This window comes from Collinsella sp. AF37-9 (genome assembly GCF_003475115.1).
Classification (GTDB): domain Bacteria; phylum Actinomycetota; class Coriobacteriia; order Coriobacteriales; family Coriobacteriaceae; genus Collinsella.
Genome location: NZ_QROQ01000032.1, coordinates 1 through 21,574 on the forward strand (window position 1 = coordinate 1; position 21,574 = coordinate 21,574).

Consider the following 21,574-nt stretch of genomic DNA (forward strand, 5'->3'; position numbering starts at 1 on the left):
CCACTTAATGTGGCCTCCGTCGTGAGCAGGACTGTAGAGCAGGAAACTTCATCCGTGCCCGCCCTCGCGGGGAACCGGCGGGATAGACGGGTTCAGATGGGGCTTTGATGCATGGGTGGTCTGTTGTTGTGCAAATGGGTATCATACTGTGGTTATTGCATCGACTCCGTGATGCATGTTTGTACGTTCCCGGCGGTCGGTTTGCCAGAAGCGCCCCGTCGGTTGTTCCAGACCCGTTTCGAAGAAAGGAAACCACACTCACCTATGGCAGCTAAAAAATCATCTCCCTTGAAGATCATCCCGCTTGGCGGCCTTGACGGCATCGGTAAGAATATGACGGTCTTCGAGTGCGGCGACGACATGGTGCTCGTCGACGCCGGCCTCATGTTCCCGGATGACTCCCAGCCTGGTATCGATCTGGTGCTTCCCGACTACACCTATGTTTTGGAGAACGAGGAGAAGCTCCGCGGTATCGTCGTCACTCACGGCCACGAGGACCACACCGGTTCGCTTCCGTATCTGCTGCAGGACCTCAACAATAAGGTGCCCATCTTCTCGAGCAAGCTGACGCTTGGCTTTATCGAGGGCAAGCTTTCTGAGTTCCGCATCCGCGCACCCAAGTTCCGCGAGGTCAAGGGCGGCAGCCATGTCAACCTCGGCGGCATCTCGCTCGACTTCTTCTCGATGACGCACTCCATCCCCGGCGCTCTGGGCGTGTTCATCCGCACCAATCAGGGCACCGTTATGCACACGGGTGACTTTAAGCTTGACCAGACGCCCATCGACGGCGTCACGCCCGACTATGCCGCTATCAGCCGCTTTGCCAAGCAGGGCATCGACCTGTTGCTTTCCGACTCTACCAACGCCACGGTTCCCGGCTTTACCAAGTCCGAGGCCGAGGTTGGTCCCAACCTGCTGCACGCCATCAAGAACGCCCCGGGTCGCGTGTTCGTCGCGTCGTTCTCGAGCCACATCCATCGTTTGCAGCAGATCTGCGATGCCGCCCGCAAGTGCGGCCGTAAGGTCGTCGTGACCGGTCGCTCCATGCTCACTAACACCCGCGTGGCGCGCGAGCTGGGCTACCTCAACATCGATGACGCTGATATCATCGATGCCTTCGACATTGATAACCTGCCCGACGACAAGATTGTCGTCATGTGCACCGGTTCGCAGGGCGAGCCGCTGTCGGCCCTGTCCCGCATGGCCAATGGCGAGCACAAGACGCTCTCCATCCACGAGGGCGATACCGTTATCCTCTCGGCAACTCCTGTTCCCGGCAATGAGAAAGCCGTCCAGCAGGTCGTCAACAGCCTTGCCAAGCTCGGCTGCGACGTGTGGGATAAGAACCGCGCTCTCGTCCACGTCTCGGGTCACGGTAGCCAGGAGGAGCTCAAGCTCCTGATGGCCATGGCCAAGCCCACGTACTTTATGCCGGTTCACGGTGAGGCCGTGCATCTGCGCGCCCATGCCCAGCTGGCCCGCAAGATGGGCATCAAGGACGATCATATCTTTATCCTCGATAACGGCGACACGCTCGAGATGCGCGGTGGTATCGTCAAGCGCGGCACGCCCGTCGAGTCCGGCGTCGTCTACGTCGACGGTCTGCGCATCGGCGATACCGACCCCATCGTCCTGCGCGATCGCCAGAAGCTCGCCAACGACGGTATGGTTACGGCTGTCGCCATCGTCTCGCTCAAGCACAAGAAGATCGAGGCCATCGAGTTCTCGGGCCGCGGCGTTTCGTTTGCCATCGACGACCAGTTCTCCGAGGATGCCTCCGCGTCCATCATGAAGACGATCGAGAAGGGCAAGTTCAGCTTTACCAGCAGCGGTTCCGACGCCATTCGCAAGGCCGTGCGCGACTCGCTCTCCAACTTTATCTGGAGCCGTACGCGCACTCGCCCGATGATCATCCCGGTCGTCATGGAGGTTTAGTTTGGCGCGCGGATCTGCACAAAACGCCAAAGGCAATAAGGCCAATAACCAACCGGCATCTGCTAAGGGTGCCGGTTCCCATCTGCGTGCCAATAAGGGCCACGAGTCCGAGTTTGATGAGTTTGAGCCCTTGGTCGAGCCCTCGGCCAACCGCGATATCGCCGGCGTGGTCATTGCCGTTTTGGCGATCGCGTCCTTCATTGCCGTGATCTCTCCGGCAACAGCGCCCGTGACGGCTGCGGTTGCCGGTTTCTACCACCTTGGCTTTGGTCTAGGCGCCTACGTGCTGCCGATCGTCATCTTGCTGTTTGCCGCCACGCTCTTTTTGGGTGAGGACTCGCCGCTCAACGTGCGCTCTGTTGCGGGCGGCGCCGTGGTCTTTATCGCCGTCGTCTCCATTCTTTCGCTGATGGTGCCGGGCACGAGCGATTCGTGCGACCTTATGTTTACGCCGCAAAATCTGTCCGCTTCGGGTGGCTACATCGGTGCGTTTATTGCGAGTGCGCTGCAGAATGCCCTGGGTAAGCCTATTGCGATGGTAGTTCTGCTGGGCCTTGTCGTCGTGGGCCTGGTTATCATTGGCTTTTCGGTGGGTGGCGTGCTGCGCTCTGCCCGCGATCGTGCGGCAGATTTTGCCGAACGCCGTCGTGCCGATGTCAACGCCAGCCCGTGGGGTGACGATGAGGCCCTGTCGGTGCCTGGTGCCGCCCGTCCGCATCTGAGCATTCTGCGCCAAAAGAGTTCCGATGCTGCCATGACCACGGTCATGGGCAACGATGCGGACCCGGTTTTGGACGATGACGACGAGGATGAGGATCCGTTTGTCGACGTGTCTGAGGCCGTGGATGCCGAGCGGGCCAAGACCACGCTGCTGCCGCGCCGTCATGCCAAGAAGGGCAAGACTGCGCCTAAGCTCAATACGAGTGAGCCCGACCCGTCTTGGTCCGATAGCGAGATTGAGCTCACCGAGGGCGATGACGAGGACGACGAGGCTCCGATTGAGACCGCAAAGACAACTTTGCTGCCGCGTCGCCATGCAAAGCGCGGCCAGGTCACCGGACAGCTTTCGATGGAGGACGATCCGGACAAGGTTGACGAGTCCGAGCCGCCGTTTTCCGTGAATCCCGTCTCGGCCGCCCCCCAGATCCCCGACTTCCTGAAGCACCCCAAGGTCGCTGACGCCTCAACCTCTACGGCCTCTGCCGCTCCTGCTGCGGCTGACAATGGGGGAGCGAGCGACACCGCAACTGACGCCGAGGGCGAAGAAGAGGACGGCCTCAAGCTTCCGCCGCTCGAAATCCTGCATGCCAACCCGCAGTCGGCTTCCGCTGCGTCTTCGGACAAGGAGCTGGAGCAGACCGCTGAGTCACTGCAATCCACCTTGCTTGAGTTTGGTCGCAGTGCCCGCGTGGTCGGCTGGATCGCCGGCCCCACGGTGACGACCTTTAAGCTGCAGCCCGGTGAGGGCGAGCGTGTGAGCAAAATCTCGAGCCTCGAGGACGATATCGCGCTTTCGCTCGCTGCCCAGTCGGTGCGTATCTTTGCCCCGATCCCCGGCACCTCGCTCGTGGGCATCGAGATTCCCAACCGCAAGCGCCAGAACGTCAATCTGGGCGACGTGCTGCCCTATGTGAAGGGCGGTCCGCTCGAGCTCGCTATCGGCCGTGACGCCGAGGGCACGCCGGTCGTCGCCGACCTCGCAAAGATGCCCCACCTGCTGATCGCCGGTACCACGGGTTCCGGTAAGTCGGTCATGATCAACTCCATCATCACGACTCTGCTCATGCGCGCTCTTCCCGAGGACGTTCGCCTGATTATGGTCGACCCCAAGCGCGTCGAGCTTGCGGGCTATAACGGTCTGCCGCATCTCTATGTGCCCGTGGTGACCGAGCCTAAGCAGGCCGCGAGCGCTCTGCAATGGGCTGTGTCCGAGATGGAGCGTCGCCTGAAGGTTTTCGAGCGTCTCAACGTGCGTAAGATCTCGACCTACAATGAAAAGCAGGCCGCCGGCGAGTTTGAGCATTACGACAGCCCGCCGCAAAAGATGCCCTACCTGGTCATCATCATCGACGAGCTTTCGGACCTGATGATGGTCGCCGGTAAGGATGTCGAGGCCTCGATCGTGCGTATTGCACAGCTGGGCCGTGCCGCCGGTATTCATCTTATCGTGGCCACGCAGCGCCCCAGCTCCAACGTGGTGACGGGCCTCATCAAGGCCAACATCACCAACCGCATCGCCTTTAACGTCGCCACGGGCATCGACTCGCGCGTCATCATCGACCAGATGGGCGCCGAGAAGCTCACCGGTTTGGGCGACATGCTGTTCTCCAAGGTCGACTGGGGCAAGCCCCGCCGTATCCAGGGCTGCTTTGTCTCGGACGACGAAATCAACGAGATTGTCGAGTTCGTCAAGTCGCAGAGCGAGCCCGACTACCACGAGGAGATTCTGTCCGCCGTGGCGCCCGCTTCCATGTCCATGGCTGGTGGCGGCGGCATTGTCCGCACCGGAGTCGCCGAGCCGCAAGACGATGATCCGCTCATTTGGGAAGCCGCCCATATTGTGGTGGAATCGCAGCTGGGCTCCACATCTGGCCTGCAACGCCGCCTGAAGGTTGGCTATGCGCGTGCCGGGCGTATTATGGACATGCTGGAAGAAAAGGGTGTCGTCGGCCCGCCCGACGGTTCCAAGCCGCGCGAGGTCCTGTTGGACGAGGAGGGGCTTGCCGCGCTGGAATCTGTCGACGCCGAGATGGCACGTGAAGATCGTGAGTTTGGAGGATTCTGATGGCTGCACGCTTTGGTGACATGCTGCTCGAGCAGCGTCGCCGAATGGGCCTTTCCATTCAGCAGGTCGCCAACACCATCAAAATCAGGCCGCAGATCATCGAGTTTTTCGAGACCGGTAACTTTGCTTCGATGCCGCCGCGCGGCTATGCGCAGGGCATGATTTCGAGCTATGCTCGTTTTTTGGGCCTCAATCCGCGCGAGGTCGTCAATGCCTACTTTGACGAACTGATGGCATACGAACGCGAGACGTCGCAGCAGGGCGGTCGTTTCCAGGACGCCGCCGGCTACGTCAATTCGCGTTCCTCTGTCGATAACGGGCGCTTCCTGATGGTTCAGGGCGGTCGTTCGACTCGCTATGGACAGCGTCCTCAGCAGGCCGGTTATATCACCGAGACGGGTTCGGGCGAGGAGATTCGCTCGCAGCGTGACCGGTTCCGCAGTACGCCGATGCCCGAGGACCGTGCACTTCCCGCTGCCCGCGGCGTGGCGCGTGACCCTCGTGCCGGCTACGGCGACGGCGGCTATTCCGATCGCGGTCACCGTGGTATCTCCACCGGACGCTCTCGCAGTGGCTATGCGGACGCCGATACCACGCAGGTGACGCCGCGTCTTCGCTCTCAACCACAGCCGTATGGCCAGCGCTCTTCGGCTCCGCGTGCGGGCCAGCGTGGCTATCAAGGCCGCGGTGAACTTGCGCCCCGCTCGGGTCAGCGCAGCCTTCAGGGCCAGGGTGGCTATTGCGGCCGTTCCGATAGCAATCGTGGCCGTATGCCTCAGGGAGGCGGCCGCAGCAGTTCCAGTCGTGGACGCGGCGGTTCCCGTGCTCCTCAAAACAACGGGCTCGATCCGCGTATCGTCTACGCCGGTATCGGTGCCGTGGCGTTGCTGCTGATCGTGCTCATCGTGGTACTTCTGCGCGGCTGCGCATCTTCGACGCCCGAGACCACGCCCGAGACGCCCGCTGTTACCAAGACGACGACCAAGAAGTCTTCTAAGAAGACCGAAACGGTCGACGAGGACGAAGACACCGATGAGGCGACGGATGAGTCGACCGGTTCGGACGCCACCAAGACGACGGCTAAAAAGGAAGAGAACGAGGCAACGAAGGTCAAGGTCTCCGTTGCCAAGGGAAAGACCGCGTGGATTGAGGTCAAGGTCGACGGAAAGTCGGTCTATGGCGCCCAGGCGACTGGCCCCTTTGAGCAGGAGTACACGCCCGAGTCCTCGATCGAGATCACCACGTCCAAGCCTTCCGATGTCACCGTTACCAAGAATGGCGAAAAGGTCCGTTACGATACCAAGACTTCGGGCGTGGCGCGTGTGACGATCACCGTTCCCAAGAAGGAGACGACCGATTCCGAGAATGGTGAAAGTTCTGATGGTGCCGACACCACCGACGGTACCGATACCACCGACGGCACCGATGCCCAGTCCACGGATGGCGCCGATGCCGCAACTGACGGTCAGACGCCCACCGATTCTACCGACTATTCGTACGATAGCTATTAAGCCGCTCGTACGCGAAAGGAAACATCATGGCTAAAGATTCCAGCTTCGACGTCGTGTCCGAGGTCAATATGCAAGAGGTCGACAACGCCTTCCAGCAGACCACGCGCGAGATTTCCCAGCGCTATGACCTGAAGGATTCCGGCGCCACGATTGAGCTTTCGAAGGGCGACAAGCTCTTTACGATCAACGCCCCGGCCGACTTTGTCTCCAAGCAGATCATCGATGTCCTGAGCTCCAAGCTCATCAAGCGCGGTATCGACCTCAAGGCTGTTTCGTGGGATGCTCCGCAGGCGGCATCGGGCGGCACCGTGCGCGTGCTCGGCCATATCGTCGAGGGTATCGACCAGGCGACCGCCAAGAAGATCAACAAGGACATCAAGGACCAAAAGCTCAAGGTCAAGGTGACCATCGAAGCTGACAAGCTGCGTGTTTCCTCTGCTTCGAAGGACGCGTTGCAGACCGTGATTCAGTTCCTGCGCGACCAGGACTACGGCCAGCCGCTGCAGTTCACCAACTACCGCTAATATCATTCGAAAGGACTGCTCTCCAACATGGATACACCGTTGGGCTCCGTGCTCTACATCACCCTCGGGTGCGCTAAGAACGAGGTTGACACCGACCGCATGCGTTCTCTTTTGACCGCCGCGGGCTACGAGGAGGCATTCGACCCACAGGATGCCGATATCGCCATCGTCAATACATGCTCGTTCCTCGCCTCCGCAACGTCCGAGAGCATCGAGACCACGCTCGAGCTCGCCAACGAGGTTCAGGACGGCGTTCGTTCTTGTCCCATCGTCATGTGCGGCTGTGTGCCGTCGCGCTATGGCGACGACCTGCCCGATGAACTGCCCGAGGTCGCTGCCTTTGTGAAGGCCGACGAGGAGGACGGCATCGTGGCGGTCATCGATGGCGTGCTGGGTGTCGAGCGTGAGATCGCTGCCTATATTCCGCAAGTCAAGCGCACTGTCGAGGGCGCCGTTGCTTACGTCAAGATTTCCGATGGCTGCAACCGTTTCTGCAGCTTCTGCATGATCCCCTATATTCGCGGTCGCTATCATTCGCGCAATGCCGAGAGCATTATCTCCGAGGTACGCGACCTGGTTGCCGGCGGTGTGCGCGAGATCGTGCTGATCGGCCAGGACACGGGTATTTGGGGCACCGACTTTGCCGACGAAGACGTCACCGATGGCTCGCCGCGCAATCTGGCGCAGCTGCTGCGCGCCGTCGCCGAGGCCGTGCGTCCGCAGAACGTCTGGGTCCGTGTGCTCTACCTGCAGCCCGAGGGCATGACTGACGAGCTCATTGAGACCATTCGTGATACGCCCGAGGTGCTGCCCTATATCGATATCCCCGTGCAGCACTGCGACGCGCGCATCCTCAAGGCTATGCGCCGTTCTGGTTCGCGCCAGGAGCTCGAGGACCTGTTCCGCGATCTGCGTGAGCGCATCCCCGGCATCGTGATCCGTTCCACGGCCATGGTCGGCTTCCCGACCGAGACCGACGACGAGTTCCGCGACCTTATCGACTTTATGGACACCGTCGGCTTCGACTACACGAGCGTCTTTGCCTACTCGCAGGAGGAGGGCAGCCTGGCCGCCAAGATGGAGGGCCAGGTCGACGAAGAGGTCAAGCTCGAGCGCGCCCAGGAGGCCATGGACCTGGCCGAGTCGCTCGGTTTTGCTGCAACTGCCGCACATGTGGGCGAGCGCGCCCAGGTGATTGTCGACGGTATCGAAGAGACCGAGGACGGCGCCGAGCTGATCGGACATGCCTGGTTCCAGGCGCCTGATTCCGATGGCGCGGTGCATCTGGATGCCAGCGAGGCATCTGTGGGCGATATTCTGACGGTCGAGTTTACCGATAGCTTCTGCTATGAGCTTATCGGCCATGTTGTGGAGTAGGAGAGCGTCGTGGCAAACGAGAGCAATAAGGAACTGACGAGTGTTTGGACGCCCGCCAACATCGTGACGTGCGTTCGCATCGTCTTTATCCCGGTGTTCATGATTGTGTCGGCGCTTTCTCACACGAGTGTTGCCGGTACAGATTGGAGCACCTTCGACGGCCCGCTCGCCGCCGCTGCCTTCATTCTGTACGTCATCCTGTCGTGCACCGATAAGGTTGACGGCTACCTGGCGCGCTCGCGCAACGAGATTACCGACTTCGGTAAATTCTTGGACCCCATCGCCGACAAGCTGCTCGTATTCTCGGCCCTGCTGCTATTCTTGGACTTTGGTGCCGTGTCGGTTTGGTCCGTGTTCATCATCTTGTTCCGCGAGCTGCTGGTAAGCGCCCTGCGCATGGTTGCGAGTGCCGCCGGCGTGGTCGTTGCCGCCGATAAGCTTGGCAAGTACAAGACGGCGACCACGATGGTCTCCATCTGCGGTTACCTGTGCGTCTTTGCGATGGCCGGCTTGCACCTTGGCCCGCTGGCGCTGACGCTCGGCATCTACTCGGTGTCGCGCTTCCTGTACGCCGTTGCCGTTGTCCTGACCGTTATCTCGGGCGCCCAGTACTTCTGGAACTGCCGCAAGATCGTCTTTTCGGTCTAGGTCCTAGTGGGTATGACGGACTCTTTTGAGCAGATTTCCGCACATAACGAGGAGCTGGCGCGTCATATTGTCGAGCGCGCGAGCGCTCGGGGCGTGACGGTTTCGACGGCTGAGTCGCTGACAGCAGGTATGATCGCCTCGACGATTGCCGATATCCCGGGCGCCTCGGCGGTGCTGCGTGGCGGTGCGGTGACCTACTGCGATGAGATCAAGCATCGCGTTTTGGTTGTTGATCAGGAGACGCTCGACCGCTATACCGCGGTGTCGCATCAGACCGCGCGCGAGATGGCGGCGCGTTCGCTGGAGCTGTACCAGAGCGATATTGCAGTGAGCGCAACGGGTTATGCCGGCCCCGGCGGCGGCACTGAGGACGATCCGGCTGGCACTTTCTATATTGGCTGGGCGTATCGCGCGGCTGATGGGGAAGTGCCGGTCGCGGACTCTGTGCGCTGCCACTATGAGGGCGACCGTTCGTGTATTCGTGCCCATGCGGTCGCGGAGGCATTGGGACGCATTGCCCTTGTGCTTAACTCTATGGAATAGACGTGTTTTAAGGGGCCTTCGGGCCCCTTAAATGTGGAGATAGGGACCCCTGACGAATTTAGCGTTTGCGCTGGTCATAGGTGTATTTTTGCCTTTCTTGTTCTTATTTGCCCCTTTGTGGTCAAGCATTTGGTCAGTGTTTGGTCGGCGTTTGGTTGGGTTTTGGAAAGACTGCCTGCATATGATTGGCCTGAACGGTTGACCACGAACAGCCGTTCGTTTATTATCGATGCAGGTTGTTAAGAGGAGGGCTATTCATGGCCAAGAATTCAGGTCCCGTACGTACCGTTCATGCTCGCACGACGGGTAAAGAGCGCGATGAGATGATCGCCACCACCAAGGCCGAGATCGAGAAGAAGTTCGGTCAAGGCTCCATCATGAGGTATGGTGACGGCGGCCCCGAGCTTGAGGTCGAGGCCATCCCCACGGGCGCTCTGGCACTCGATGCCGCTCTGGGTATCGGCGGTGTGCCGCGCGGCCGTATCGTCGAGATTTACGGTCCTGAGTCCTCCGGTAAGACGACGCTTTCGCTCGAGATCCTGGCCGAAGCCCAGGCAATGGGTGGCGTGGTGGCATTTATCGATGCCGAGCACGCGCTCGATCCCACGTATGCCGCGCGCATTGGCGTGGATATCGACGAGGTACTGATTTCCCAGCCTGATACGGGTGAGCAGGCGCTCGAGATTGTTGACATGCTCGTGCGTTCCGGCGCCATCGATGCCATCGTCGTCGACTCCGTCGCCGCGCTGACCCCGCGTGCCGAGATCGAGGGAGAGATCGGCGATACCACGGTCGGATTGCAAGCTCGTCTGATGAGTCAGGCGCTCCGCAAGCTCGCCGGCTCGCTGTCCAAGTCCAACACGACATGCATCTTCATTAACCAGCTGCGAGAGAAGATCGGCGTCATGTTCGGCAACCCCGAGACCACGACGGGCGGCCGCGCCCTTAAGTTCTTCTCTTCGGTGCGTATCGACATTCGCCGCATCGACAGCATTAAGCTTAAGGATGAGGTTATCGGTAACCGCGTGCGCGCCAAGGTCGTTAAGAACAAGGTGGCAGCTCCGTTCCGTTCTGCTGAGTTCGACATCATGTACGGTACGGGCATCTCTAAGGAGGGCTCGATTCTGGACATGGCTGTCGAGTGCGGCATTTGCAAGAAGATGGGCTCCTGGTTTGCCTATGGCGAGGACAAGCTCGGCAACGGTCGCGAGGCCGCCAAGGCGTTCCTGCGCGAACACCCCGATTGCGCCGACGAGATTGAGCATAAGGTCCGCCTTGCCTGCGGGCTTGAGTTTGACGACGATGCTCCGTCCGAGGTCGAGCTGACCGATCAGCCTGCGCCTGAGGAGTTTGACGAGCTTTACGCCATCGATGGTTCCGCCATGCTCGATGATGACGACGAGTAGCGGTTACGCTCATGTCGTATACGGTGACCGAGGCCACGGTCGTCTTTCCCGATAAGAAGGCGGCCTCCTCGTTCTCGAGCGGGTATGCGTCCAAAAAGCCTTGCGCACATATCGATTGTGAGCTTGAGGGCGGTTTTGAGCGGTCCATTTGGATTCCCGTGCGGGTCGCGCGCCTGTATGTCAAAAATCGCCCCGATCTTCCCTGTGATTGGGATAACTTTCGTGAAGCGGTGCAGCTCATCGAGCGTAAATGTGCACTTACCATGGTGACCGAGATGCTATCGCGACGCGACCATGCGACGGGTGAGGTCTGTGACAAGTTGGCACGCTACGGCTTTCGCCAGCCCGCGATCGATTTCGCCGTCGAGCGCGCCACCGAGTATCGCTTTTTAGACGAGAACCGCTTTTGCTCGTACTTTATCGAGGAACGCAAGCGGCGCGGTTGGGGACAGCGTAAAATCGAGACCGAGCTCAAGCGCCGTCATGTCGTGCTCGATGACATTCCCGGTTATCCGGAGGATTATTTTGCCGTCGAAGACGATTTGGCGCGTGCGTCAGCCCTGCTCGCCAAGCGGCGTGTTCCAGAGACGCGCGGATTCGAAAAACTGGTTCGGTTTTTGATGGGCAAGGGCTTCTCGTATCACATCGCCGCCGATGCCGTTAAGGCACGTCTCGATGCCGAACGTGAGGAATGTGCGGTTTAGGCGTATGCGTTTTGTGGCCCTGCCGTTCACCGCGTTTTAGCCGCCGTGCTGGGGCCATTTATTTGACAGTTGTTGTGGTTCAACGTACGATAAACACTGTCATTTGCTTTGTGATATGTGCTCATCTGTGATGAGTTTGTTTATATGTTTATCTGTATCCGACCCGCATAAGCTGCGCCCATATTACTCAAATGTCGCGAGCCGTTCGTAAGGACGGTTCGCTTTGTTGTGTAACGAATCCATAAAAAGGAGTGAGCATGCCTATCATCGCAGCGCTCGTTGGCATCGTTTTGGGTGCCATCGCCGCCATTGCCTACATGCGCACCGCCAAGCAGGGTAGTCTTCACGAGGCCGACGAAAAAATCCAGTCGGCACACGCACAGGCTGAGTCCCTGATCGGTGATGCCAAGCGTCAGGCCGAGACCCTCAAAAAAGAGGCTCTGCTCGAGGCTAAAGAGGAGATCATCAAGAACAAGCAGGCCGCCGAGGCCGAGGACAAGCAGCGTAAGAACGAGATTCGTACGCTCGAGAACCGCGTGATGCAGCGCGAGGAATCCCTCGATCGCCGCAACGACGCTCTCGACAAGCGCGAGCATCAGCTGTCCAGCCAGGCCGGTCAGGTCGAGAAGCGCTCCCGTGAGCTCGAGGAGCTCTGCGCAAAGCAGACCTCCGAGCTCGAGCGTATCGCCGACCTTACCCGCGAGGACGCCCACAAGGAGCTCCTCAATAAGGTTCGCGGCGAGGTCACCCACGAGGCCGCCACGATCATTCGCGAGTCCGAGCAGCAGGTTCGCGCCGAGTGCCACAAGACCGCCCAGGAAATTCTGTCTCTGGCGATTCAGCGCTGCGCTGCCGACCACACTGCCGAGGTCACCGTTACCTCCGTGCACATTCCCTCTGATGACCTCAAGGGCCGTATCATCGGTCGCGAGGGTCGCAACATCCGGACCTTCGAGCAGGTTTCCGGCGTCAACCTCGTGATCGACGACACGCCCGAGACCGTCGTTCTTTCGAGCTTCGACCCGGTCCGTCGTGAGACCGCCCGTGTCGCCCTCGAGAACCTCATCGCCGACGGCCGCATTCACCCTGCCCGTATCGAGGAGATGTATCACAAGGCCGCCGACCTGGTTCAGCAGCGCGTGCGCGAGGCTGGCGAGCAGGCTGCCTTCGATACCGGCATCCACGACCTGCACCCCGAGATCGTCAAGACCCTTGGTGCCCTGCGCTACCGTACCTCGTTTGGTCAGAACGTACTTCAGCACTCCCTCGAGGTCTCTGATCTGTGCGGCGTGATGGCTTCCGAGCTTGGCCTGGACGTTGTGACTGCCAAGCGCGCCGGCCTGCTGCACGACCTGGGCAAGGCAATCGACCATGACGTCGAGGGCCCGCATGCCGTCATCGGCGCCGAGCTGGCCCGCCGTTATGGCGAGAAGCCCGTTATCGTCCACGCTATCGAGGCTCACCATGCCGATGTCGACCCCAACACGGTGCTCGATGTCCTGGTGCAGGCCGCCGATGCTGTCTCTGCCTCTCGCCCCGGTGCCCGTCGCGAGTCTGCCGAGAACTACATCAAGCGTCTTGAGAAGCTCGAGGAGATCGCCAACTCCCATGACGGCGTCGAGCGCACCTATGCCATGCAGGCTGGTCGCGAGGTCCACGTCATGGTTCAGCCGGACAAGATCTCCGATGCCCAGTCCACGGTCCTGGCTCACGATATCGCCCATCAGATCGAGGAAGAGATGGAGTATCCCGGTCAGGTGCGCGTCGTCGTGATTCGCGAGAGCCGCGCTGTCGATATCGCTAAATAACATGAGCGACGCGAACGAGCTCATCTCATTTATCGCGTCGATGTCGGGGGAGGGCAACCTTCGCGTCGAGGAGAACCTTGGCGAGGGGTATGTCCGCCTCCGCGTTTCGGAGGCCGAGCGGCGCCAGGCAAAGCACGACATTCAGCATGTCGAGGATATCGTCATCGAAATGCTCCGTAATGCTCGCGATGCCGGCGCCGACAAGGTCTATCTCGCCACGACCAAGGAAGACGGCGTCCGCACGCTTGTCTTTCTGGATAACGGTTCGGGCGTTCCGCAGGATATGCAAGAGCGAATCTTTGATGCCCGCGTTACCTCCAAGCTCGAGAGCATGAAGATGGACCGTTGGGGCGTTCACGGTCGTGGCATGGCATTGTTTTCGATCAAGCAGAACACCGATGAGGCCCGTGTGGTCACGTCCGGTGTCGATCTTGGTTCAGCCTTTAAGGTGAGCGTCGCGGCCGACCGCCTCAGTGAGCGTGCCGATCAGTCCAGCTGGCCCCAGGCCGTCAAGGATGAGGACGGACGTTATGTCTGTGCTCGCGGTCCGCATAATATTATTCGCGCTGCATGTGAGTTTGCGCTCGAGGAGTTGCGTGGTTGCGATGTCTATCTTGGTTCTCCGTCTGAGATTGCCGCGACCCTTTATGCTCAGGCGTCAAGCCGGCTTGATACGTCTCGTCTCCTGTTCATTGATGACGAGAGCGAGCTTCCGGTTGTCGATCGTTTAGGCCTTGCTTCTGATGCCGAGGACTTTATCCGTATCTGTTCGGGTTTGGGTCTTGAGATGTCCGAGCGCACGGCCCATCGCATTTTGGCGGGGCAGATTAAGCCCGTTCGCGGTGTGGCCGCGCGTCTGCTGCGCGAGCGTGATTCGTCCTCGCATGCGCCGGCTTCTGTCGATCTCGCGAAGGATCGTCGCGGGCTACGTATTGCCAAGGATGACATTGCACAGTTTTCGCGTGCTGTGGAGCGCGACTTTAATGACCTTGCTGCCCGGTACTATCTCAACCTTTGCGGCGACCCAAAGATCCGTGTTTCGCGTGATCGAATCACCGTGACCTTTGATCTTGCCAAAGAGGAATAGTGCCTTTACCGAGTCCACTCGGTACGATACAGTTATTGCAGTTAAAACGTACTTTTAAATGCAGGAGTTTCTTCATGGATTGCCTGAAGGTATCAAGCAAATCATCGCCCGCGTCCGTTGCCGGCGCCATCGCCGGCATGGTCAAGGATGGTGTACCCGTCAACATCCAGTGTGTCGGCGCCGGTGCCGTCAACCAGGCCATTAAGGCCGTTGCTATCGCGCGCGGTTTTTTGATTCCAACCGGTTTTGATATTTCCTGCGCGCCCGTGTTCTCCGACATCCTCATTAACGGGGAGTCGCGCACGGCCATCCGCCTTTCTATCTACGTTCACCAGATCAATCGAGCTGCTATGGATAACGTCGTCATGGATGATGTTAAGCCTGTGGCATAGCTTCTGATTGCCTCGTTTTGCTCCCCATCGTTAGGACTTATGCACATGGACCAGCGTTCCGTACGCGATATTCTTGCCGGTAAAACCTACTTTATCCGCACCTTTGGCTGCCAGATGAATCAGCACGACTCCGAGCGTGTGAGCGGTCTGCTTGATTCGTATGGCTGCCTCATGGCGCTCGATCCCGCGCATGCCGATATCGTTGTCTTCATGACGTGCTGCGTGCGCGAGGCCGCCGATACTCGCCTGTACGGTCAGTGCAATTCCTGCAAAAGCCTGCCGCCTTCGCCTTCGGGCAAGCGCGTGGTTGCCGTTGGCGGTTGCATCGCGCAGCGCGATGGCGAGGGCCTGCTCACCAACGTCGATAACGTCAATGTCATCTTTGGCACGCATTCCATTGCACATGTGGCCGAGCTCATTACCGAGGCGTTCCTTGATGGTAAGCGTCATATCCGCACCAATGAGCATGAGGATACGGACGCCATGAGCATGCCGTGGCATCGCGAGACCCAGTATCACGCCTGGGTGCCCATCATGACAGGCTGCAATAATTTCTGCACCTATTGCATCGTGCCGTACGTACGCGGTCGCGAAAAGAGCCGCCCCTTCGAGGAGATTGTCGACGAGGTGACCGGTCTGGTGCGCCAGGGCGTGCGTGAGATTACGCTGCTGGGCCAAAACGTTAACTCATATGGTCGCGATCTGTTTGGCAAGCCGCGTTTTGCCGATTTGCTGCGTGCCGTGGGCGATACGGGTGTGGAGCGTATCTTCTTTACGTCTTCGCATCCTAAGGACCTGCTGCCCGAGACCATCGACGCCATGGCCGAGACGCCTGCCGTAATGCCGCAACTGCACCTGGCCGTCCAGTCAGGTTCGACGCGGATCCTCAAAGAGATGAATCGCCGTTATACACGCGAGGACTATCTGGGCCTGGTCGATCGCATTCGCAACCGCATGCCCGATATCGCGCTCTCGACCGACATTATCGTTGGCTTCCCGGGCGAGACTGAAGAAGACTTTGAGCAGACGCTCTCGCTTGCTGAGACGGTCCGCTATGCTCAGGCCTATACCTTCATCTATTCCAAGCGTGCCGGTACCCCGGCCGCCGAGATTGACGATCCTACGCCGCATGAGGTTATTCTCGAGCGTTTCAACCGCCTGGTTAAGGTTATCGAGACCACGGCACACGAGTATAACCAGGGCGAGCTTCATACTGTGGTTCCCGCGCTCATTGAGGGAACGAGTAAAAAGAACGATGCGGTCCTGCTGGGCAAGAGTCCCAAGAATCAGACCGTGCATGCGCCTATCCCCGAGGGTTACAGCATCGATCAGCTTGTTGGCAAGATCGTTGATGTTGACGTTGACGTTGCCAAGACCTGGTATTTATCCGGTTCCGTTGTGGGCGAGCCGCGCTAATGGTTTCTTCCGGGGCAGGTCTTTCCGCCGTTGCGATCGTCGGTCCGACGGCGGTTGGTAAGAGTGATGTTGCCGACCGTTTGGCAGCTCGTCTTTCGTCCGAAGTGCTGTCGTGCGATGCGATGCAAATCTATCGCGGCATGGACATCGGTACCGCAAAGATGGCGCCCGATGAGTGCACGGCACCGCTGCGTCTCGTCGACATTGTAGAGCCGGGTGTGGCATATTCTGCTGCGCTTTATCAGGCTGACGCTCGCGCGCATGTTGAACGTCTCCTTGGTTCGGGTTGCCTGCCGGTTTTTTGCGGAGGTACGGGGCTATATCTCAAGGCAGCCCTCGATGAGATGGACTTTCCCTCGAGTGAACTTGAGGACGATCGCCGTGCGGGCTATCAGGAGCTTGCCGAGCGTATTGGCGAGGAAGAACTGCATGCCCTGCTTGCCGAGCGCGATCCAGAATCGGCTGCTGTTATTCATCCCCATAACGTGCGCCGTGTGATTCGCGCGCTCGAAATGCACGATGATGGCGTTTCCTATGCGCAGCAAAAATCGCAGTTTAGTTTTCCGCGCGAGCATTATCATGCGTTATGGTTTGGCCTGACGCGAAATCGCGAGGTGCTCTATGAACGCATTAACCTGCGCGTCGATCTGATGTTTGAGCAGGGTCTTGTCGATGAGGTCCGCGGTCTTATGGGCCAGGGGCTGGGTGATGCCCTGACGTCGATGCAGGCAATTGGCTATAAAGAGATCATCGATGCTTTCAATGGCGTGATGAGCATGGATGAGGCTCGCGAACTCATTAAGATGCGTTCGCGTCGTTATGCCAAGCGTCAGCTTTCGTGGTTTAAGCGCGATGACCGTATCGTGTGGTTTGATATGGATGAATGTACGATCGATGAGGTCGTTGAGGATATCCTGCATCGTATTGAGGCTGCCTAATGCCCCGTTTCCCCCTTGTTCCCACGGCACCCGAGCCCGAGCGTGCCATTTTAGTTGGTGTTGAGTGGCGCGACAATGCATGGCCGCTCGATCGCTCGCTTGATGAGCTGAAGCGTCTTGCCCACACAGCTGGTGCCCAGTGCGTGGCACGCTTGTCGCAGCGTTTGGTAAAGCCGTATCCTAAATCGTTTATCGGTTCCGGTAAGGTAGAGGAGCTGTGCGGCCTGGTGCATCGCATGGATGCCGATGTCGTTATTTTTGACGACGACCTGACCCCCTCGCAGCAATCCTATTTGGAGAAAGCCGTGGGCGAGCCGGTAAAGATTATCGATCGTACTGCACTGATCCTGGATATCTTTGGCCTGCATGCTCAGACGCGTGAGGGACGCCTGCAGGTACAGCTGGCACAGCTTCAATATTTGTTGCCTCGCCTGCGTGGCATGTGGAGCCATCTCGCCAAGGAGCAGACGCGCGGCGGCATCGGTTCACGTTTTGGTCAGGGCGAAAGTCAGCTCGAGGTCGACCGTCGCCTCATTCGTAATAAGATCGCTGCGCTTCGTCGTGAGCTCAAGCAGGTTGAACAGCGTCGCGATGTTCAATCCAAGAGTCGCATTGAGTCCCCGGCGTTTCGCGTCGCGTTAGCCGGTTATACCAATGCCGGTAAATCGACGTTGCTCAATCGTCTGACCGGCTCTACGGTACTTTCGCAGGACAAGCTGTTTGCTACGCTCGACCCTACGACGCGTTCGTATCGTCTGCCCGGCGGTCGCGGCATGACGATTACCGATACCGTCGGCTTTATTCAAAAGCTGCCGCATGGTCTGGTCGATGCCTTTAAATCGACGCTGTCCGAGGTTTTGGGTGCCGATCTAATTCTCAAAGTCGTAGATGCGTCTGACGAGGACTATGAGCGGCAGCTGGAGGCTGTCGACCGCGTGCTTGATGAGATCGGCGCCGGAGAGCGTTTAACGCTGACCGTATTCAATAAAATCGATCTTCTCGATAGCGTTGATCGATTGAGTTTCCGTCGTCTCTATCCGGAGGCCGTTCTGTTCTCGGCCCAAACGGGCGAGGGGCTCGACGATCTCGTCGATCGCATTGCTCGCGAGGCAGCTGCCACCGATGTGTTGCTCTCCGCCGATATCCCGTATCGCGAGGGCGCTCTCATCACGCTGGTGCATGAGCAGGGAGCCCTTCTGCATGAGGATTATCTCGAGGACGGCGTTCGCATTGTGGCGAAGTTGCCGGCTCGTATTGCACCGCGGCTCGAGCGTTATCGCACCGTGTAGACGAGCTCCAAAATGCCCAGAATGATGGGCTGATGCAGCAGATAAAAGGGGAGAGCGTGACGTCCAAGGCTGGCGAGCGCCGGCAGGGGGTTGGCGTAGGTCCAGCTAGGGACGGTCTTATCGATACTCTGCGCTATGTGTGCGGCGAAGTATCCTGCAAGATACATAAAGATAAACGGGATGATGGGGTAGTAATCACCTGAGACAAACCCAGGGCTCGGAAATCCCAGCCACGCCAGGTAGGGGACAGGGTAGATCGTTTTGGGGATGCTCCAGGTGATGGCGAACAACACAAGGCATAGGGGCATGCCCCATCTTGCCGTTATCTTCTTAAGGACGGGATCGGTCAACGCCACGATGCCGGTGCATGCGGCCATGCAGTAGATGATGCCAAAATTAACCGAATCGTCGACTGAGACAAGTGTTGTTGCCAACCAGACAACGAGTGCTGCTAAGGCGTATTTAGCGGCACGATTGATATTGTTGCGCGAAAGGGTGCACATCCAACCCGCGATAAACAAAAATACCCAGCTGATGCTGGCGCGCCAGATGTCTTGAAAGACTGACTGGGTAAACCAGGGCATATCCCAGCCGTACAGGTAGGCGAGATCATAGCAAGCGTGAAAACCTGCCATAGAAATCATCGTAAACCCGCGGACGGTATCAAAGATGGTTATGCGTTTTTGCATTACGAGAACCGGCGCATCAAGCCGACGACTTTGCCCAGGATAACGGGATTCGTTGCATAGATAGGTTCCATGGTGTCGTTCTCGGGCTGCAGGCGTACGCGTCCCTGCTCCTTGTAGAACGTCTTGACGGTCGCTGAACCATCAATCATGGCCACGACAATTTCGCCGTTCATGGCACTCTTTTGTTCACGGACGATGATGTAATCGCCATTGAAGATGCCGACATTGATCATTGAGCTCCCATGTACCTCAAGGATAAAGGAACCCTGATCGGTGGCGATTTCGGTCGGGATAGTAAAAGTGTCTTCGATATTCTGCTCGGCCAGAATGGGGATCCCAGCCGCGACGCGACCAACGAGCGGTAGCGAGACCGTCCCGCGAGGTGCGGTGGGCTCGTCAGATTTAGAAATTGAGACAGAGGAACCGTCTTCGTTAAAGAGTTCCAGGGCACGCGGTTTGGTGGCATCGCGCTTGAGTAGCCCGCGCGCCTCCAGGGCAGAGAGATGAGCGTGCACGGTGCTGGGGGAGGAAAGGCCCACGGCAGAAGCCATCTCGCGCACGCTGGGCGGATAACCCTTCTCCTGCTGATATTCCTTGATGAAGTCGTAAATTTGCTGCTGACGCTTGGTAATTTTGCGAGCCATCAGGGCATCCTCTCTACCCATGTCAAACAAATGTTCGAATTTTGCTTGACAGGAACAACTGTTCGAAGATAATAATAACCGAACATTCGTTCTCGCGCCAGACATTTTTGTCCGCGCGGCTTGATAAAACTGTTCTCAGCAAAACACGCGAGAGGAGAACATGATGAACGCAACGAATATGGTCCAGGGAAACCTCGCCCTTAAGCTCGAGACGCCTGCCGCGCCCGCTTTTACTGTTGTCAAGGGTGGCCGTTCCGGTTATCAACCTTTGCCCGTAAAGTCTGCTCGTACTCAGTATGCTGTTGCCGCGCCGACTCCCGCTGCCCTGAAGGTCTCGACGATTGTTGCCGTCGCCGTTGCGCTCACGCTCTTTTTTGTCCTCGCTACGTCGGTCTTCAGCGCTCGTCATGCCGCGTATGCCGAGTCCGCTTCCAACGTTACCTACGAGACCATTCGCGTTCAGCCTGGTGATTCTCTTTGGTCGCTTGCCGAGGAATATCCAATCGAAGGCCTTTCCACGCAAGAGACTTCCGACATGATCCGTAACGTCAATCATCTGGAGCATGGTTCGCTCGCCGCCGGTGCGCATCTTAAGGTTCCTGCTCGTTCGTAATCATTATCGCGCTGCGCATGGTACCCTTGTTATCGTTTAAGAGGAGGTTCCATGCGCTGTCCCAAATGCGGCAAGGCACATACCCGCGTCGTTGATTCCCGTATGCAGGAGTCAAATAACACCATTAAGCGCCGTCGCGAATGTTGCTCGTGTAACTACCGCTTTACAACGTTCGAGCGATGTGAAGACCCAATCGAGGTCATTAAGTCGGACGGAACTAAGCAGCGGTTCGATCGCAATAAGCTGCTCGTCGGCTTGATGCGCGCCACCATCAAGCGTGATATCGACACTAAGAAGCTCAATGAGATTATCGACGACATCGAGGTCGAGCTGCGTTCACGCACGCTGACGGCCGTCACGTCCCATGAGTTGGGTGACATGGTGCTCAAGCGCTTGGCCAAGATCGACAAGGTGGCGTACATCCGTTTTGCCTCGGTCTACCGTGATTTCAAAGACGTCGATGAGTTTCTGCAAGAGCTCGACAAGCTAAGGTGATTCCATGTCCAACATTACCGTCAACATAAAGCGTCTCGACCCCACCGTTGAGCTTCCCAAATACGCCCATCCCACCGATGCTGGCTTGGATTTGCGCTCCAACGAGGACTGCGTCCTGAAGCCCTTCGAACGCCGTCTGGTCTCTACTGGGCTGGCCATCGCTCTGCCCGATGGCTACGCCGGCTTCGTCCAGCCCCGCAGCGGCTTGGCTATCAAGCAGGGCCTGTCTATAGTCAACACGCCGGGCCTCATCGACGCTCACTACCGAGGAGAACTCAAGGTTATCCTCATCAACCTGGATCCCTCCAATAACATTCAAATCAATAAAGGCGACCGCATAGCCCAACTCGTCATCCAAGAAGTCCCCACGGTCAATCTCATAGAAGTAGAAGAACTAGACGAAACCGACCGAGGCAAAGGAGGCTTCGGCTCCAGCGGCATCGCCTAGGGCGCCCGTATCCCTCCCGCCCGGGGCTTACCTATATCATTCCATGCTCAAACATTCTCGCGTCGCTTCGCTCGCTGCGAAACTGCGCGTGGAACGATATAGGTAAGCCCCGGGCGGGCGGCTACTCGCTTGAAACAATATTTACTTTTCTAGTAAGTCGATGCGATGAAGGGACGCCTCCTTTGTCGCATCGACTTACTGTATTTATATTTTCTGGTTCCCCTTTGCAGATTCTACTGGTGGGGAATCTGGTATAGCCGCTGGTACGTTAACGCGGCTGGTACCGTCAAGATTCTTTCGCAAATTGATCGAGGCGGCCTCG

The 21,574-nt window shown here is 58.4% G+C and carries 20 protein-coding genes; 18 read left to right on the forward strand and 2 right to left on the reverse strand.

The window, feature by feature from the left end; translation table 11 throughout:
- The first annotated feature begins 264 nt into the window (after positions 1–264).
- The 15 genes from DW024_RS08705 to hflX all read left to right on the forward strand — a co-directional run bounded on the left by DW024_RS08705 (position 265) and on the right by hflX (position 18,363).
- Positions 265–1,935: a ribonuclease J gene (locus DW024_RS08705; protein ID WP_006235967.1), complete on the forward strand. Its 1,671-nt coding sequence runs from the start codon at positions 265–267 to the stop codon at positions 1,933–1,935.
- A gap of 1 nt (position 1,936) precedes the next feature.
- The gene (locus DW024_RS08710) at positions 1,937–4,720 is read left to right on the forward strand and encodes a DNA translocase FtsK (RefSeq protein ID WP_233541366.1); all 2,784 of its coding nucleotides are present in this window, start codon (positions 1,937–1,939) and stop codon (positions 4,718–4,720) included.
- The gene (locus DW024_RS08715) at positions 4,720–6,231 is read left to right on the forward strand and encodes a RodZ family helix-turn-helix domain-containing protein (protein ID WP_118377498.1); all 1,512 of its coding nucleotides are present in this window, start codon (positions 4,720–4,722) and stop codon (positions 6,229–6,231) included. The genes DW024_RS08710 and DW024_RS08715 overlap by 1 nt, the downstream gene beginning before the upstream one ends.
- Positions 6,232–6,257: 26 nt before the next feature.
- Positions 6,258–6,755, forward strand: a complete 498-nt coding sequence (locus DW024_RS08720; protein WP_022094699.1) for a YajQ family cyclic di-GMP-binding protein — start codon at positions 6,258–6,260, stop codon at positions 6,753–6,755.
- A gap of 27 nt (positions 6,756–6,782) precedes the next feature.
- A complete protein-coding gene (rimO, locus tag DW024_RS08725; protein ID WP_118377499.1) occupies positions 6,783–8,132 on the forward strand; it encodes a 30S ribosomal protein S12 methylthiotransferase RimO in 1,350 nt (449 codons plus the stop codon).
- A gap of 99 nt (positions 8,133–8,231) precedes the next feature.
- Complete coding sequence (gene pgsA / locus DW024_RS08730) at positions 8,232–8,780, forward strand: CDP-diacylglycerol--glycerol-3-phosphate 3-phosphatidyltransferase (protein WP_229071689.1); 549 nt, start codon at positions 8,232–8,234, stop codon at positions 8,778–8,780.
- 12 nt (positions 8,781–8,792) lie between these two features.
- Entirely contained in the window at positions 8,793–9,323 is a 531-nt protein-coding gene (locus tag DW024_RS08735; RefSeq protein WP_118377500.1) for a CinA family protein, read from the forward strand.
- 257 nt (positions 9,324–9,580) lie between these two features.
- Positions 9,581–10,729, forward strand: a complete 1,149-nt coding sequence (gene recA / locus DW024_RS08740) for a recombinase RecA (RefSeq protein ID WP_022094695.1) — start codon at positions 9,581–9,583, stop codon at positions 10,727–10,729.
- An 11-nt stretch (positions 10,730–10,740) separates the two neighbouring features.
- The gene (locus tag DW024_RS08745) at positions 10,741–11,433 is read left to right on the forward strand and encodes a regulatory protein RecX (protein ID WP_117564289.1); all 693 of its coding nucleotides are present in this window, start codon (positions 10,741–10,743) and stop codon (positions 11,431–11,433) included.
- A gap of 257 nt (positions 11,434–11,690) precedes the next feature.
- Positions 11,691–13,241: a ribonuclease Y gene (rny, locus tag DW024_RS08750; protein ID WP_118377501.1), complete on the forward strand. Its 1,551-nt coding sequence runs from the start codon at positions 11,691–11,693 to the stop codon at positions 13,239–13,241.
- Position 13,242: 1 nt separating this feature from the next.
- Positions 13,243–14,328 (forward strand): ATP-binding protein, encoded by a 1,086-nt coding sequence (locus DW024_RS08755; RefSeq protein WP_118377502.1) that lies wholly within the window; start codon positions 13,243–13,245, stop codon positions 14,326–14,328.
- 74 nt (positions 14,329–14,402) lie between these two features.
- Positions 14,403–14,720 (forward strand): stage V sporulation protein S, encoded by a 318-nt coding sequence (locus tag DW024_RS08760; protein ID WP_006235982.1) that lies wholly within the window; start codon positions 14,403–14,405, stop codon positions 14,718–14,720.
- 45 nt (positions 14,721–14,765) lie between these two features.
- Positions 14,766–16,136 (forward strand): tRNA (N6-isopentenyl adenosine(37)-C2)-methylthiotransferase MiaB, encoded by a 1,371-nt coding sequence (gene miaB / locus DW024_RS08765; RefSeq protein WP_118377503.1) that lies wholly within the window; start codon positions 14,766–14,768, stop codon positions 16,134–16,136.
- Entirely contained in the window at positions 16,136–17,074 is a 939-nt protein-coding gene (miaA, locus tag DW024_RS08770) for a tRNA (adenosine(37)-N6)-dimethylallyltransferase MiaA (protein ID WP_118377504.1), read from the forward strand. The genes miaB and miaA overlap by 1 nt, the downstream gene beginning before the upstream one ends.
- Positions 17,074–18,363, forward strand: a complete 1,290-nt coding sequence (gene hflX, locus DW024_RS08775; RefSeq protein ID WP_118377505.1) for a GTPase HflX — start codon at positions 17,074–17,076, stop codon at positions 18,361–18,363. The genes miaA and hflX overlap by 1 nt, the downstream gene beginning before the upstream one ends.
- Here hflX and DW024_RS08780 read toward each other — a convergent pair.
- Positions 18,348–18,998 (reverse strand): heparan-alpha-glucosaminide N-acetyltransferase, encoded by a 651-nt coding sequence (locus DW024_RS08780; protein ID WP_233541367.1) that lies wholly within the window; start codon positions 18,996–18,998, stop codon positions 18,348–18,350. The genes hflX and DW024_RS08780 overlap by 16 nt on opposite strands.
- Positions 18,999–19,051: 53 nt before the next feature.
- On the reverse strand, positions 19,052–19,696 hold the full coding sequence (gene lexA / locus DW024_RS08785; RefSeq protein ID WP_040359862.1) for a transcriptional repressor LexA: 645 nt from the start codon (positions 19,694–19,696) through the stop codon (positions 19,052–19,054).
- Positions 19,697–19,859: 163 nt separating this feature from the next.
- On the opposite strand from lexA, the gene DW024_RS08790 reads away from it, so the two are divergent.
- From DW024_RS08790 to dut, 3 genes are read left to right on the forward strand one after another with little or no spacing between them, the layout of a single operon-like run.
- Positions 19,860–20,309, forward strand: coding sequence for a LysM peptidoglycan-binding domain-containing protein (locus DW024_RS08790; protein ID WP_158567882.1), 450 nt, complete (start codon positions 19,860–19,862; stop codon positions 20,307–20,309).
- Positions 20,310–20,360: 51 nt separating this feature from the next.
- Positions 20,361–20,804, forward strand: coding sequence for a transcriptional regulator NrdR (nrdR, locus tag DW024_RS08795; protein ID WP_022093781.1), 444 nt, complete (start codon positions 20,361–20,363; stop codon positions 20,802–20,804).
- Between the two features lie 4 nt (positions 20,805–20,808).
- On the forward strand, positions 20,809–21,252 hold the full coding sequence (gene dut / locus DW024_RS08800; protein WP_117877489.1) for a dUTP diphosphatase: 444 nt from the start codon (positions 20,809–20,811) through the stop codon (positions 21,250–21,252).
- Positions 21,253–21,574: the final 322 nt, after the last annotated feature.

What these genes read in the sequence shown, in the direction of transcription:
- DW024_RS08705 (WP_006235967.1), top strand. Translation starts at nt 265, where the DNA reads ATGGCAGCTAAAAAATCATCTCCCTTGAAGATCATCCCGCTTGGCGGC.
- DW024_RS08715 (WP_118377498.1), top strand. Translation starts at nt 4,720, where the DNA reads ATGGCTGCACGCTTTGGTGACATGCTGCTCGAGCAGCGTCGCCGAATG.
- DW024_RS08720 (WP_022094699.1), top strand. Translation starts at nt 6,258, where the DNA reads ATGGCTAAAGATTCCAGCTTCGACGTCGTGTCCGAGGTCAATATGCAA.
- rimO (WP_118377499.1), top strand. Translation starts at nt 6,783, where the DNA reads ATGGATACACCGTTGGGCTCCGTGCTCTACATCACCCTCGGGTGCGCT.
- pgsA (WP_229071689.1), top strand. Translation starts at nt 8,232, where the DNA reads ATGATTGTGTCGGCGCTTTCTCACACGAGTGTTGCCGGTACAGATTGG.
- DW024_RS08735 (WP_118377500.1), top strand. Translation starts at nt 8,793, where the DNA reads ATGACGGACTCTTTTGAGCAGATTTCCGCACATAACGAGGAGCTGGCG.
- recA (WP_022094695.1), top strand. Translation starts at nt 9,581, where the DNA reads ATGGCCAAGAATTCAGGTCCCGTACGTACCGTTCATGCTCGCACGACG.
- DW024_RS08745 (WP_117564289.1), top strand. Translation starts at nt 10,741, where the DNA reads ATGTCGTATACGGTGACCGAGGCCACGGTCGTCTTTCCCGATAAGAAG.
- rny (WP_118377501.1), top strand. Translation starts at nt 11,691, where the DNA reads ATGCCTATCATCGCAGCGCTCGTTGGCATCGTTTTGGGTGCCATCGCC.
- DW024_RS08755 (WP_118377502.1), top strand. Translation starts at nt 13,243, where the DNA reads ATGAGCGACGCGAACGAGCTCATCTCATTTATCGCGTCGATGTCGGGG.
- DW024_RS08760 (WP_006235982.1), top strand. Translation starts at nt 14,403, where the DNA reads ATGGATTGCCTGAAGGTATCAAGCAAATCATCGCCCGCGTCCGTTGCC.
- miaB (WP_118377503.1), top strand. Translation starts at nt 14,766, where the DNA reads ATGGACCAGCGTTCCGTACGCGATATTCTTGCCGGTAAAACCTACTTT.
- miaA (WP_118377504.1), top strand. Translation starts at nt 16,136, where the DNA reads ATGGTTTCTTCCGGGGCAGGTCTTTCCGCCGTTGCGATCGTCGGTCCG.
- hflX (WP_118377505.1), top strand. Translation starts at nt 17,074, where the DNA reads ATGCCCCGTTTCCCCCTTGTTCCCACGGCACCCGAGCCCGAGCGTGCC.
- DW024_RS08780 (WP_233541367.1), bottom strand. Translation starts at nt 18,998, where the DNA reads ATGGCAGGTTTTCACGCTTGCTATGATCTCGCCTACCTGTACGGCTGG.
- lexA (WP_040359862.1), bottom strand. Translation starts at nt 19,696, where the DNA reads ATGGCTCGCAAAATTACCAAGCGTCAGCAGCAAATTTACGACTTCATC.
- DW024_RS08790 (WP_158567882.1), top strand. Translation starts at nt 19,860, where the DNA reads ATGAACGCAACGAATATGGTCCAGGGAAACCTCGCCCTTAAGCTCGAG.
- nrdR (WP_022093781.1), top strand. Translation starts at nt 20,361, where the DNA reads ATGCGCTGTCCCAAATGCGGCAAGGCACATACCCGCGTCGTTGATTCC.
- dut (WP_117877489.1), top strand. Translation starts at nt 20,809, where the DNA reads ATGTCCAACATTACCGTCAACATAAAGCGTCTCGACCCCACCGTTGAG.